Genomic DNA, 13,271 nt, shown 5'->3' with positions numbered 1-13,271 from the left:
ACTAAATTTAATTTCATAAGTTTAAAATAACACTACAATCAAACATAAAATGAAAGCTATGCTAGATAAAGGAGTCATGATATACTTCTCCTTTTTACTTCTTGATACAAAATTCCCAATAGTATTAAGCGCTAGGAAGACGGTAAATATCCATACAAATATCGTAGTCGTGAAGTAATTGAAAGTAAAAACTTCTGCATGCTCAAGAAAAACATAAGCCATAAATATAAGAATGAGACCATTTAACACACTTACTACTCTAAGTTTCTTAGGTAGCACCCTATGGTATCCTCCCATTGCTGCCTCACCGAATGGAAACCCTAATGCCAGCAATACCTGAAATACAGCGATTCCCACAAGAATAATTGAAGCAGCAATTGCAGCCACCGTACTTAAATCAAATCCCATAAATGTCTATCCCCTTACTTTTGTTTGATAGGTTAAGATTTTCTGTATACAACGTTTTCTTAAAAACTCTTAAAAACACAATAAGTGTGATAATAGTTAGGAGTAATACTCCAAAGCCAACATAACAGAACTCTATGTAGTGATATCTTGTTTTTTCCATTCATCAGCCAACATTCCATAAATATAATGATCCACATAATGGTCATAAAGCCATTCTGCTTGTCTAATGCACCCTTCATTAATAAAACCTAGTCTTTCCGGAATACTTCTACTCTTTATATTCTCAGTTGCGACTCTAATTTCTACTTTATTCAGCTTTAATTCATTAAAAGCATATTCTACTAAGGCCTTTGTTACCTTGGTCATAATACCATTACCTTGATATTCTTTGCCTAACCAATAGCCAATTTGAGCTGTTTTATTTGACCAGTTAATACTGTTGAAACCAGCAACTCCTACGATCACACCTTTAAAAAGAATCACCGTTGTTACACTTTTACGATCCGCAAATCCACTAATGCTCATTTTAATAAATTCATTCGTATCCTCTGGTTTTGTTGTGTAATCCAACCAAGGCAGCCATTCACGTAAATATGCCCTTGATTGGTCTGTTAATTCATATATTCTAGCTCCATCATTTAAGTCTATTAATTTTAAAGAAAGCTCTTCATTTATTTTGTAGATAAACATGGTTTCCTCCTGTGTTAAACATCTTCACTATTTCCTATTTTTTATAAAACCCAAGAGCGCAGTACTTATGTAAAGACTACCTCCAATAATAGACAAAAAGCCTGATACCTTTAAAGTGTCATTTAAAAATACTAATACCATACCTATATACACCATTGAAAGACCAACACAAAGATAGGTAATCTAAGACTTCATTTTTAGGACCTTTTGCATGAACTAAAACCCCATCACCTAACTCTTCTTCTCAGAAAAATGTCTTCCAATAACAAGTAAAATCGCACCCATTATCGGAATAATTCCCATTCCAAGTAAACCTACCTTTAACTCACCTGAAGCTAGATACTCATACATGATATTGCCTAAAACAATAAGTCCACCTAAAGCCATTAATGAACTACCTATGTATACTATTATTCTCATTGTACATTACTTCCTTTCTTGGCTTTAGCTACTTTTCTATGATAATTAGCAACCATAAGAAAGTGTAAACCAAAGCAAAAGCTAACTACATTTAGTGAAAATGCCTTTATATTTACTTCTAGAAGTGTAGACAAGTAAAGAGGGACAAGTAGGGATATAATTGAAATACTGAAAAAAAGGATTGCCAGTCTCATAAAGAAACGTTCATTGTATTTAATCATTTAACTTAGGCCACCAAACACATTCTAACAATCTAACATTTTAGTATTGTTTATCCAACTGAAGATATTCTTTTAATAATATCACTGCGCCAATAATAGCTGGTATCCCAGACAATCCCAAAATGAGTTCAAAAAAACTACCTGGTTTCAACAGTAAAGTTAAATTACCAATCCCCAATAACAAAAAAGCAATTCCAATGAACAAATAAAATGCAGGGGGTTTTTCTTCTTTTCTCGTATTCATTACTGTCACCTCTTTACAAATCAACTAGTCAAATGTGTAGAAATACACTAGACTCCTAAACTTCCCAAGATTTATCCTATATAATTCTTCAAGTGTGTAAAGATTTCTTATTAAGTAAGTTCCATCATTGTCTCGTGAAATGATTATGGCTTGTTCCACAGAAACGGACACAATTCCCTGGTCTTTTAGAATCTTTTTTTCAACTCCTGTATCCAGCGACACCTTGACTAGATCAGTCAAACCTCCACTTCCCTCTACAACGATGTATGCTAAACTCTTTTCCTCATCAATATCTAAAAGTCCACTTACATTCATTTCTTCCTTGTTAATCTTTATCGGAGGGCAACCAGGACATTCTATTAAGTACAAATCCTTTGCAGCTTCTTTATAAGTTCCTTCTTTATTTCGTAGTACATAAATTCCATTTTTCACTTTAATAGGATCAAAAAACGAATACAAGTTGTCATTAGTCCATAAAACTTCTTTACCAGTATCTAAATGATACGAAGAAATCTGAAATAGTCCATGGACTTCACCATGAGTAACTTTTTCAAAAAACAATTGCTTTTGATCATCCGTTAAATAGAAATCTAATAACCCTCCATCAGATCCAATTTCGGTTACTTTATTTAAATCGACAAGAACTACTTTTGAGTCATTTTTAAAGTTATAACTGATTAGTTTATTCTCATCAATAGTTGTAAAAGATTCTTTTGATACATTCATATAATCCAAGTAATACCCATTGAGTTCGTTAATCAGTCTGTATTCATCCCTTGATCCCCCTACTGTATATAGCTCTGTTTTCAAGGTATTACTATTATTCACAATCATAAATTGATTAGATTGATTCGTGGATAAGCTACATCCCACTAATAGAAATAAAGTGACTATACAAGTAATTTCCTTTATCAAGCAAAAACCTCCACTAGTCTATTTTTCTCTCAAACTCTCTGCTAATACATATCCAAAAATGATACCAGACATTGTTGTAATAGTAAGGCTAGAGCTAAAAAGTATAGTCCATGTAAAAGTGACTATGGGTATACCTAGGACAAAGTAGAGTGGACTTAATGTGATAAATAACAGAGGAAGACCCAGGAATAGTAGTTTAGCCCAGTTTATAGAAAAGTTATCATTAGACTTTTTCTCTTTTAAGTATTGTGGTAATCGCAGAAACATTCCTACTAGTACTGGAAAAAGTACGGAAAAAGTAATATACGGAATAGGTTTATAATAGGTAGATTGATAATTTCGTAAAATAGTCTGTACCTCAGAGCCAAGCCACAACAATAAAAACAATGCTACTACCCAAAAGAAATATTGTTTGTTCTCCCTCATCACATGCCTCCTCGTTCTATTTTCTTTTTATACATAACAAGTCTTAATCCACTAACTTCAAACAACCATTCCTTGCTCGACATTAGCTCTTCCTTTTCAAAAGTGTAACCGATATGCTCTTGGTAGCCACCTTCATAATAACTTCCATTTCCGGAACCAAAATGACCAGGATTTCCATGCTCATCATAAGCATTTAGTTCAACTAATGAGGTTGTAAATGATCTATCTTCATTTAACTTGGTTAAGGATAGCATTGTGCCTTCAGAAGACTTATACTGGCTTTTTATGCCAATTATCAAAATTATCTCGTCCTCATGTGAGAATGTATTCTCTCTTTCAATAATTTGAACTAAATCTATATTTGTATTTTCTAATTCTGTAATCCCTAATGGCAAATCAAGACCACTTATAATTTCTTCTGTCGTTAGCTTAAACTGAATCTTTTCTTCGTAGGTGGTTGTTTGTACGTCAAACCTGTCAAGATTGTTAAAAATATAGTGTACTCCTTGGTTCTTGTTAAATTGATAAAATACAAATCCAATTATAAATATAGCTAACCCAAAAACCAGCAATCTTTTATTTTGCAAGGAGATCTCCCCTTTCACTATTCACTCTTCCACATAGAATACCTATCAAACTTTTAAAATCTCATATAAATAATACCATATTTATCCAGTATATTTGATTTTTCATCTAAATTTTAATACATCTAAAATGCCAATGACGTAACCAAGTTTCCTGATATTATTGTTACAAGCAATGCGTAGTAATTCTTTATTCATAATAACCATTCGACGCAGGAAGTCCTTTGTATTCTGGTTTCTCAATGACAATATTATGGATATAATCTTTAAGTTCAATTAATTTTAGGATGTCATTAGGATACTCACAATAGGTTTGATAGTGAATGGTTTTTGTCTAACCATTCATTTGTATAGTCCATTCAGTAAATGATGACGGTTCAGACATACACTCATCCTCCTTTTTCAAATCCAATTTACCCATAATATTTATAGAACGCATTTCCTCATAAATCTTATTCATATCTTCTTTAGAAAGCTTAATATTTGCTTCTATAACTCCATCGATGACTAAGTCCTTTATCACCAAATCATTAAAGGTATCTATTTTTTGCTTTCCATATGTCCCATAGGTTAAGCTGAATTCAAAATCCTCGGGCTTGACTGGATTCATCTCGACATTTGAATTCTTTGAGCAGCCTATTAACACTAAAATCAAAGCTAGGAACACAATCAAATTATCTCTATATCTCATGGCTTTACCTCTTTTTATACTAAAATAGTCTACAAAAAAAGAGTTGAAATTCATCAACTCACCACTACTTTAAGTTCTGATAATATTCTTCAGGATTAGATATCTCATTTTCAACGAAAAAGCGCGCCTGCTGCTTGAACATATCAATATATGATTCTAAATCCATCGCCTTTCTACCAAGGGAATCAACATTACCATGTATCTCTACTTCACCTGTTTTCATATCAACAACTACAGTCATATACGTTTTACTCTTATAGGTAACAATACAAGTTACTCTTTGCTTCTCTAAATCAACATGAGGAAATTCATGTCGTACACCTGTCGATTTAAAAATGGTATGCCCAACTTTGGTATTTCTTTTAAGAATGTAGAATCCTATAATTAGAACAACAATTATGAATAAAACTAAACTGTATAACATTTCCTCTTCAATCATCCTAAAGTCGCTTCTCTAAAAATATAAATCTGTCACCTCGTTTAACTTCGAAAAGCAAATCATCATTAATTTCAAGTAATGAAGCCACATCATTATAAGGCCCACCCGTGTAACTTAGTCCATATCCAGTATTAGCCGGGTACCCGTATACATAACAAACAACCGTTCCTTTCTTTAAAAAGACAATCTGGTTCATGCCTTCACTAACCGTTTCAGAAATAGAGTCCCACTCATATCCAACTGTTTTGTACACAGTTTCTTTTGGTGTGTAAGGATAGAAGAAATATACCTTATCCCACTCAAACGGTGTTAATTCTGATAAATTTATTGTCTCGACTGACTCGTTCATTTCAGATACCTTTTCCTCTAGCAGCTTTGCATTTACATCCCATACCTCTCTATCAAACTGAGTCAGTCCCAAAAGGCATGTCATACCTACAACTATAAACAGTAATGTAATTTTGTCTTTCATAAAGTTAACCATCCTAAATTTAGTTTGTATTTAATTTAACTGAACGATTTCGCAAATAGTTAAAAACGATAAAACCCATTATAACGTCTACTACACAAATGATAATCCCTAACGTTTTTGAATAAGAAAAAACATTTATCAGTACGAGAACAACAGAACAAAACAAGACCAATAAATTAAGATAGCCCTTTATCCTGCTTTGTTGAAATATAGAAATAAAGATTGCAGAAGCCCCTGTTATACCAATTAAATTGACGATAATTAATATTGCTCCCCAAAACACGTGGTTTTCAATAGAGATCCATTCGGGATACAAGCTTTATCACCTTCTAATTTATCAAAATATTATAACTAATTATAATGGTACCATATATTCCCTTACTTATGTTTACTATATTGTAAACATAACGAAAAAAAGAGTTGATTATCCAACTCTTCCTAAGGATGCCACTGATATTTTGTTAGATCAATTTTTCCGTGCAAGCCAATTAGAACGCCTTCCATTTCTAAATTCATTCGTTGTTCATTAAAAGACTCATCGTCCTGCAAAGCAATTTCCCCTTTCGCATTTATCACACGATGCCAGGGAAGACGGTGCTTCTTACTCATCGAATGAAGGATACGCACAACCTGGCGAGCTGCTCTGGGACTACCTGCAACACCCGCAATTTGGCCATAGGTCATCACTTTACCAGCAGGAATACTTTTGATTATTTCAATTACTTTTTCTGTAAATGGTGTCAATGTTCCTTTCCTTCCTATGTACTCCGATTGATTATTTTGTTTCTAGCTAATAATGCAATAAATGCTAACAATACGATAGCAATTAGAGTATATAAATACAAAGAGTAATTACTATTTAATAACTTGCCCTCAGCTGAATAATATGGCGTTTCCTCAAGATATTCCTTCAAATAGGCTAACTCCTCAATAACTTTCGGTTCAATCTCTTCCTGGTTTACAATCTCTCGATCAATGTTACCCTCCCAATAGACAACGTTTAGGGGTACAATCGCACTTGGAATAATTGGATGAAAATGACCATCTTTTTCTTCTAAAAAGAAAATGATATCACTAACCTTTGTTACTAATCCTACTTCCATTTGTTCTATTAGTTCATCTAGACTGTATTCACTAGAACGAACGATATAGTCTGTTCGATTGTCATTTGTGTTTTTGCTTGGTCCTGGAGTTGAGACTAATATCGTTTCTCCTTGAGAATTACCTTTTAAATAGGATGTAACAGCTATTTCCCATTCGGTATATCCAACTTCAAAATCTCCAACCTCGGGGTCAGTCACCTTCTCATACCGTACATTAACCTCTCCAACACTTTTACCGATAATGATCAAGTCTGCCCTCTCTATCATTTCTTCATAAGTGAGATCCTCATACAATGTTGCTTCCACAGATTGAATCATAATAATAATAGAAAAAATTAGAAAGAGAAATACCTTTTTATTTATAGAATTCATTCTGACCCCTCCTTTGGAGATAGTATATTTAATTTTAACAAAATATTCTGTTTACTTATTAATTAAAAAAGATCGCAAATTGCAGACGATCTTTTCCTTACCTAAATATATTTAAAGTAGAACTAGGAGTTAACTACTTAATGGCAACTTAATCTCTATTAGGGTTCCTTCCCCGACTTTACTTTTATAGGTAATTGTACCATGATGTTGTTTAATAATTTTATGACAAATCATCAAGCCCAGTCCGGTTCCTTTTTCTTTTAAACTATAAAATGGTTCTCCTAACCTTGGGAGAATTTCTTCAGGAATCCCGCAGCCTTGGTCTTGGAAAGAAATAATACAATCTTTATTATTCCCTTTTTGAAGGGTAACAATAATCTCTCCACCATGTTTCATAGATTCCATTCCATTTTTTATAATATTTAAAAACACCTGTTTTAATTGATTCTTCTCACATGTAAAATAGAAATTCGGTTCTTCAGCCACTACAGTCAGCTGAATATTATTCATATGAGCTTGCGGTGATAATAACTCAATTGTATAATCAATTAAGTCTTTAGCATTGGTACTGACCAACTGCATCGCCTGAGGTTTACCTAGGGTTAGTAGCTCACTTGTGATCGTTTCAATGCGATCGAGTTCACTCAAAAGCAAATCATTGTATACATTTGATCCGTTTTCTTTATGATTCAATTGAATAAATCCTTTAATGGTTGTAAGTGGATTTCTGATCTCATGAGCAACACCAGCTGCTAACTCTCCAACAATGGATAGCTTTTCAGATTGCAAGAGAATCATCTCTGCCTTTTTTCGTTCTGAAATATCCCTGCTTATTAGAACGATATGTTCAATTGTGTGATTGTCTCCCTTAACAGGCATACACCTTGACTCAAAATCAATCCAGCCGCCATTCTTGTGTTTGAAACGGAATTCCATTGTATATGACTCATGATTTTCAAACATTTGCGTAATATTCGTTTTAAACATCTGGATGTCATCAGGATGGATATATTTACACAATTCCAGTGACTCCAGTTCAGAAATGAAGAAACCTAAAACTGGTTCATGAGATGGAGAAAAGTAACTAATCGAATGTTCTTTATCCATCACCATAATAAGGTCTGTTGTATTTTCTGCAATTAACCTATATTTCGCTTCACTTGCTGCTAATGTTGTCTCCATTCTCTTATTCTCTTTTATGATCCGATATAGTTTTTGATAAGATTCTATCAATAGACCCCCAACAATTACACCTAGCATGACAAAAAGAAGGTATTGAAAGTGAAAGGCTGAACTATCTCTGAATATATTGAAAATAATAGGTACCATTATTACATAGATAGCTATGTAGGTACTAAATAGTATGATACATCTTTTTACAGGTGACAGCCGAGAAACATAAAAACACATAATTGAAAAAACTACCATTATGGTTGTCCACCCTATAATAGCAGGTTCCCAATTCCCACTCGTAAACAATCTCATTACTAAAGAAAATATTCCAGTAACTACCCCTGCGAATGGACCAAGATAAGCAAATACGAGAATGATTGGTGCATACCGTATGTCATAGGTATAGCCATCTTGTTGAATTGATAACATCACTAAAAACACTGAGACGATCCCAGCATATATACTAACCCAAAGACGTAGTCTTTTAACTGGTTTCAAATCCAGTAACGAAAATAGTACCAATGGAATACTAACCATTAATGCGAAAATGGATAGATTAATTAGATAGTCGAATAATATCAAAGGACACCCACCTATTTAGACAATTTCAATATATTTTTATATTCCAATAATATAATAAAATTAAATCCCTTACCATATGCTTTAATGCCTTTTATCGGATCGTAAATTCTAGTTACTCTTTCCTCACCTACAGTTTCACTTGCCTTCTTATCTAGAATTACATAAAATACAAATAGTTCACAAACGTTAAAATATGCTATTCTTATAGGAAGAATTGGAGAATGATAGAGAAGAATATTGCACAAGGAGTGTTAAAATGACTAAAATAACTCTTGCTGAAGCGGTAAAGTTAAAAAGCGTCATGTCAAAAAGAATACATGAGCTAGAGGCTGAAATGGATCGAATTGCATTCATCGAAATAGAAAAAGGAAGTAAAGTACCTAGTCAGATTAGAACACTTCACGACGTTGAAGTAGAAATAGATGAAACGCGAAAAGATTTTCGCATCCTTGATAAACTTATGTACCAGGCCAATGTTCAAAATTCAATTGCGTATAATGATGAAACCATAACAATTGTCGAAGCGATTGAGTTAGCAACTCAACTAAGAGCGAAGGCGAGAAAATATAAACAATATGGTACTTGCACAAAAGAGGAGTTTCATTACTCATTCGGTGATTCTGTACCACGTGTGAAAGTGGCATTATTTGAACCAGAGGACTACCGTATAAAGGGAATTGAAACCGAAAAACAAGCGAATAGACTATCAAATCTAATAAATGCAAAAAATTATTCCGTCGAACTAGACTTCGATGGAGAAAAGTATTTCTAACACCTTGAAGTGGTGAGACTCCATTTCAAGGCATAGAAGGATGAGCTTTCGTTCCTTTAGTTAGGATAGTGATAATTGAAATGGTAATGGTACAACCAATAACCTATTACCAATTCCAATGTTACTCTTTACCCTTAACCAATGATGGCAATGGAAGGTCGACGACCAAATATAGTAATTATATTTTCTCCTTCTATGAGTCCCACGACCTTTTAGTCGTGGGATTTTTGTATTTACCTTCTAATGTTCATCTAGTAAGTACAAGCACTTACTAATATTGCTAGGAAGAAGCCTATTACTATGATTATCAACGAAGCTTTAGCGAAGTTTTTAAGATTTTCATTATAATCTCCAAATGCCAAAATCAGATAAACAATAATATTAATGATTGGAATAGCCAATATTATCAAAATTATAATCCAAGTTCCAACCGATACAACATCATCACTACCTCCACCACTATGGTGGTACGTTCCTTGAGATTTATAACCCTCATGGTACTTGCTGTCATGTTCAATTCTGTGATAATCCAATGTATGTACCCCTTCCCCTACCTTCTTAATTAATTTTATTTAACCCTAGTTTTCTATTTATCTTCTTCTAAGTTATTTAAAACAAATCTTACAATTGTAATCTTTAGCACATCAATGATCAAAGGGATGCCACAGATCACAAGTAAGATAAACCCAATGTAATGAAAGATTGCAAAAACATGCTCCATTACACCTTTCCAGAAGAAAAATCTTGGAATCGGCAGGACTAGCATAATGAAACCTAAGATTAACCCATAAAAAAACGTTCTCTGTTTATCCATTTTGCTTTAACCCCTTCTACAATAAGTCTGAAGAACAACCACACTTTTACTAGTTCAACAATGCAGTTAGTGCTACGAAAACTATCGGTCCCACTACACACACACCAAACACTAAAGCGACAAATTTCATTGGTGTTGAGAGTCCTTGTTCTTTTTCGCCCTCTATCTTATCAAGTTTTTCGTTTATCTTTTTTAACTCGTTTAATATTTCTTGATTTAGTTTATCTGACATTTTCATTCCTCCAACAAGTACAGACCACCCTGTTATTGTATTCCTATTACATTTTAGCATTTTTACCCACTAATTTGTGGAATTTTCTGTATTTACTTGCCTGATTAAAACAAAAAAGCCTGTGTCTTTGATTATAAGAATAATCAATGACACAGGCTGTATTATTTAAGTGGCAACTTAATTATAGACATAATCCTGTTCTTTTACTTCAGTTAATCCAAGCGTGTTAGCCGTAGACTCGTGAACATTCTGAAGAAGCTTTTGATTGTTCATAAGTGACTCACCATAGGATGGAATCATTGTTTTAATCTTCGGTTCCCATTCATCTATATGTTCCGGGAAACATTTTTGGATTACTTGAAGCATAACGTGTACGGCAGTTGAAGCTCCTGGAGAAGCCCCTAGTAATGCAGCAATTGATCCATCATTAGCAGTAATAACTTCGGTACCAAATTGAAGAGTTCCTTTGCCCCCATCTTCGGTATCTTTGATTACTTGAACACGTTGGCCAGCTACAACAAAATCCCAATCCTCTGATTTTGCATTCGGGATAAACTCGCGTAACTCTTCCATACGCTGTTCCTTCGATAACATAACTTGTTGAATCAGATATTTTGTTAATGACATCTCTTTTGCACCCGCAGCCAACATCGTTAAGAGATTGTTAGGTTTTACGGAAGTAACTAAATCAAATATTGAACCGTTTTTCAAGAACTTAGGCGTAAATCCGGCAAATGGTCCAAATAGCAATGATTTTTGATTATCAATGTATCTTGTATCAAGATGTGGTACAGACATTGGTGGAGCACCAACTTTAGCTTTCCCGTACACCTTAGCATGATGTTGAGCTACAACTTCCGGATTATTACACACCATAAATATTCCACTCACCGGGAATCCACCAATATTCTTCCCTTCAGGAATACCTGATTTTTGAAGTAAATGTAAACTTCCTCCTCCGCCTCCGATAAAGACGAACTTTGCAGTGTGTCGATCAACCCTACCACTGAAAAGGTTACGTACATTCACTTCCCACAGACCTTCACTTGTACGTGTAATATCTTCAACACTATGGTTGTAGTTTACAGCAACATCTTTACTTTCTAGATGGTCGATCAACATGCGCGTTAAAGCACCGAAGTTCACATCTGTTCCTGTGTCAATCTTGGTTGCAGCTATCGGTTCATTATGCACACGCCCTTGCATAATAAGCGGTATCCATTCCATTAACTTTTTAGGATCTTCGGAAAACTCCATCCCTTCAAAAAGTGGATTATTTGATAGCGCTTCAAATCGCTTCCTTAAAAACTCAACATTTTGTTGCCCTTGAACAAAACTCATGTGAGGCAATGGCATGATAAACTCTTGCGGATTATTTATCAACTTGTTCTTTACTAGATAGGACCAGAACTGCATTGATACCTGGAACTGTTCATTAATACTGATCGCTTTACTAATATCAACAGATCCATCAGGTTTTTCAGCGGTATAGTTAAGCTCACATAATGCAGCATGCCCCGTTCCAGCATTGTTCCATTCGTTAGAACTTTCTTCCCCCGCATTTTCAAGCTTTTCAAATACTTTTATTTCCCATTCCGGTACTAATTCTTTTAAGATCGTTCCTAAAGTCGCACTCATGATCCCTGCGCCAATTAAAATGACGTCTGTTTTCGTTTCTCTGTTGCTCATTATAACCAACCTTTTCCCCTAAGATTTGCACAAAGATATAGGTACGACACTAATTAAGTCACACCAAATCCCATACCTTTTCGCACGTTATAACCTATTATCAAATTTACAATAAATTAATTCTAACTTAACATATCTACTATTATATGATAATTATAAGTTAATTAACAATCTTTTAAAAAGAGAGAAGTTGTGCTTGTACCTGAAAATCGACAAAAAATGCTAACTTATCCTTTAGAGTTCAGCGAATTCTAGGTTGATTTCTTATTTTATGAGCCTATATTCTTTAGATTTCTTCAAAATATAGATTGATAAATCATTTTATCGGAATACTTTTTCTAGACTTCATCAAATTATAGGCTGATAAATCATTTTATCGACCTATTTTTTCTAGATATCATCAAATTATAGGTTCATATAGCATTTTATCGGAATGTTTTTCCTAGACTTCAATAAATTATTGCCGATAAATCATTTTATCGGCCTATTTTTTAAGATTTTACCAATTTCTAGGTCGATAAATCACTTTACCGACCTATATATCAGGACTTCCCTAAACTTTAATGTCGATAACCAACGGTATTACGTTCTATGAATTTGGACCACTCCATACATCGAATTTATTGCCATCTAAGTCGTAAAACACAAAATTCCTTCCAGCGTGGCCTCTATTTTCTATTTCTCCGACTCTAATTTCCTTTTCTTGAAACGCTCTATGTATTGCCTCTAAAGCACTTAATCCATAAACCTCGAATGTTAGGGAAAAACGTTCTTCACCATATATATCTATAAAATTAGAAGTTTCATTTTGAGGTGATTTAACAAGAAAGAAACTTTGGTCTGCTAGATTAATAATCGTTTTGTCGTCATCTTTATAACTTAGTTCTGCACCTAAATTATTTACATACCATTCAGTTGATAAATCAACATTGTTTACTGGGATATATGTAGTTCCAACTCTAACTAATTTCCCGCTCACTAAAAATCCACCTTTCCTAAGACAAAATTGGGCATCAGTACATAT

21 protein-coding genes are annotated in these 13,271 nt (G+C 33.9%); 1 reads left to right on the top strand and 20 read right to left on the bottom strand.

Features of this window, described 5'->3' with window-relative positions:
* Positions 1-21: 21 nt before the first annotated feature.
* From J2Z26_RS11695 to J2Z26_RS11625, 15 genes are all read right to left on the bottom strand, one after another.
* Positions 22-408 carry a hypothetical protein gene (locus J2Z26_RS11695; RefSeq protein ID WP_193538825.1) on the bottom strand — a complete coding sequence of 129 codons (387 nt, stop codon included), beginning with the start codon at positions 406-408 and terminating at the stop codon, positions 22-24.
* A 132-nt stretch (positions 409-540) separates the two neighbouring features.
* Positions 541-1,098 carry a GNAT family N-acetyltransferase gene (locus J2Z26_RS11690; protein ID WP_193538827.1) on the bottom strand — a complete coding sequence of 186 codons (558 nt, stop codon included), beginning with the start codon at positions 1,096-1,098 and terminating at the stop codon, positions 541-543.
* 231 nt (positions 1,099-1,329) lie between these two features.
* Positions 1,330-1,518, bottom strand: coding sequence for a hypothetical protein (locus J2Z26_RS11685; RefSeq protein ID WP_193538830.1), 189 nt, complete (start codon positions 1,516-1,518; stop codon positions 1,330-1,332).
* On the bottom strand, positions 1,515-1,739 hold the full coding sequence (locus tag J2Z26_RS11680; RefSeq protein WP_193538832.1) for a hypothetical protein: 225 nt from the start codon (positions 1,737-1,739) through the stop codon (positions 1,515-1,517). Before J2Z26_RS11680 ends, J2Z26_RS11685 begins: the two co-directional genes overlap by 4 nt.
* A 40-nt stretch (positions 1,740-1,779) precedes the next feature.
* Positions 1,780-1,983, bottom strand: coding sequence for a hypothetical protein (locus tag J2Z26_RS11675; protein WP_193538834.1), 204 nt, complete (start codon positions 1,981-1,983; stop codon positions 1,780-1,782).
* A 24-nt stretch (positions 1,984-2,007) separates the two neighbouring features.
* On the bottom strand, positions 2,008-2,898 hold the full coding sequence (locus J2Z26_RS11670) for a hypothetical protein (RefSeq protein ID WP_193538836.1): 891 nt from the start codon (positions 2,896-2,898) through the stop codon (positions 2,008-2,010).
* Positions 2,899-2,916: 18 nt separating this feature from the next.
* On the bottom strand, positions 2,917-3,324 hold the full coding sequence (locus J2Z26_RS11665) for a hypothetical protein (protein WP_193538838.1): 408 nt from the start codon (positions 3,322-3,324) through the stop codon (positions 2,917-2,919).
* Positions 3,324-3,911: a hypothetical protein gene (locus J2Z26_RS11660; protein WP_193538840.1), complete on the bottom strand. Its 588-nt coding sequence runs from the start codon at positions 3,909-3,911 to the stop codon at positions 3,324-3,326. The genes J2Z26_RS11665 and J2Z26_RS11660 overlap by 1 nt, the downstream gene beginning before the upstream one ends.
* 331 nt (positions 3,912-4,242) lie before the next feature.
* The gene (locus J2Z26_RS11655) at positions 4,243-4,599 is read right to left on the bottom strand and encodes a hypothetical protein (protein ID WP_193538842.1); all 357 of its coding nucleotides are present in this window, start codon (positions 4,597-4,599) and stop codon (positions 4,243-4,245) included.
* A gap of 64 nt (positions 4,600-4,663) precedes the next feature.
* Positions 4,664-5,023, bottom strand: a complete 360-nt coding sequence (locus tag J2Z26_RS11650) for a hypothetical protein (RefSeq protein ID WP_233459439.1) — start codon at positions 5,021-5,023, stop codon at positions 4,664-4,666.
* A gap of 16 nt (positions 5,024-5,039) precedes the next feature.
* The gene (locus J2Z26_RS11645) at positions 5,040-5,510 is read right to left on the bottom strand and encodes a hypothetical protein (protein WP_193538844.1); all 471 of its coding nucleotides are present in this window, start codon (positions 5,508-5,510) and stop codon (positions 5,040-5,042) included.
* Positions 5,511-5,529: 19 nt separating this feature from the next.
* Entirely contained in the window at positions 5,530-5,826 is a 297-nt protein-coding gene (locus J2Z26_RS11640; protein WP_193538846.1) for a hypothetical protein, read from the bottom strand.
* A 122-nt stretch (positions 5,827-5,948) separates the two neighbouring features.
* Entirely contained in the window at positions 5,949-6,254 is a 306-nt protein-coding gene (locus J2Z26_RS11635; RefSeq protein ID WP_193538848.1) for an MGMT family protein, read from the bottom strand.
* Positions 6,255-6,268: 14 nt separating this feature from the next.
* A complete protein-coding gene (locus J2Z26_RS11630) occupies positions 6,269-6,985 on the bottom strand; it encodes a hypothetical protein (RefSeq protein WP_193538850.1) in 717 nt (238 codons plus the stop codon).
* Positions 6,986-7,114: 129 nt separating this feature from the next.
* Positions 7,115-8,740 (bottom strand): ATP-binding protein, encoded by a 1,626-nt coding sequence (locus J2Z26_RS11625; RefSeq protein WP_193538852.1) that lies wholly within the window; start codon positions 8,738-8,740, stop codon positions 7,115-7,117.
* Between the two features lie 256 nt (positions 8,741-8,996).
* Between J2Z26_RS11625 and J2Z26_RS11620 the strand changes: the two genes are divergently transcribed.
* Positions 8,997-9,512, top strand: a complete 516-nt coding sequence (locus J2Z26_RS11620) for a hypothetical protein (protein WP_193538854.1) — start codon at positions 8,997-8,999, stop codon at positions 9,510-9,512.
* Positions 9,513-9,763: 251 nt separating this feature from the next.
* On the opposite strand, the gene J2Z26_RS11615 is transcribed toward J2Z26_RS11620, so the two are convergent.
* The 5 genes from J2Z26_RS11615 to J2Z26_RS11595 form a co-directional block, all read right to left on the bottom strand.
* The gene (locus J2Z26_RS11615) at positions 9,764-10,045 is read right to left on the bottom strand and encodes a hypothetical protein (RefSeq protein WP_193538856.1); all 282 of its coding nucleotides are present in this window, start codon (positions 10,043-10,045) and stop codon (positions 9,764-9,766) included.
* Between the two features lie 53 nt (positions 10,046-10,098).
* Positions 10,099-10,326 (bottom strand): hypothetical protein, encoded by a 228-nt coding sequence (locus J2Z26_RS11610; RefSeq protein ID WP_193538858.1) that lies wholly within the window; start codon positions 10,324-10,326, stop codon positions 10,099-10,101.
* 49 nt (positions 10,327-10,375) lie between these two features.
* Positions 10,376-10,558 (bottom strand): hypothetical protein, encoded by a 183-nt coding sequence (locus tag J2Z26_RS11605; protein WP_193538860.1) that lies wholly within the window; start codon positions 10,556-10,558, stop codon positions 10,376-10,378.
* A gap of 177 nt (positions 10,559-10,735) precedes the next feature.
* On the bottom strand, positions 10,736-12,247 hold the full coding sequence (locus tag J2Z26_RS11600) for a malate:quinone oxidoreductase (protein ID WP_193538862.1): 1,512 nt from the start codon (positions 12,245-12,247) through the stop codon (positions 10,736-10,738).
* Positions 12,248-12,836: 589 nt separating this feature from the next.
* Positions 12,837-13,226, bottom strand: coding sequence for a VOC family protein (locus J2Z26_RS11595; protein ID WP_193538864.1), 390 nt, complete (start codon positions 13,224-13,226; stop codon positions 12,837-12,839).
* Positions 13,227-13,271 lie beyond the last annotated feature (45 nt).

Origin of the sequence: Cytobacillus luteolus (assembly GCF_017873715.1) — a bacterium.
Classification (GTDB): Bacteria; Bacillota; Bacilli; order Bacillales; family Bacillaceae_L; genus Bacillus_BV; species Bacillus_BV luteola.
The sequence above is the reverse complement of the archived record's forward strand: the minus strand, read 5'-3'. Positions and strand labels throughout refer to the sequence as shown.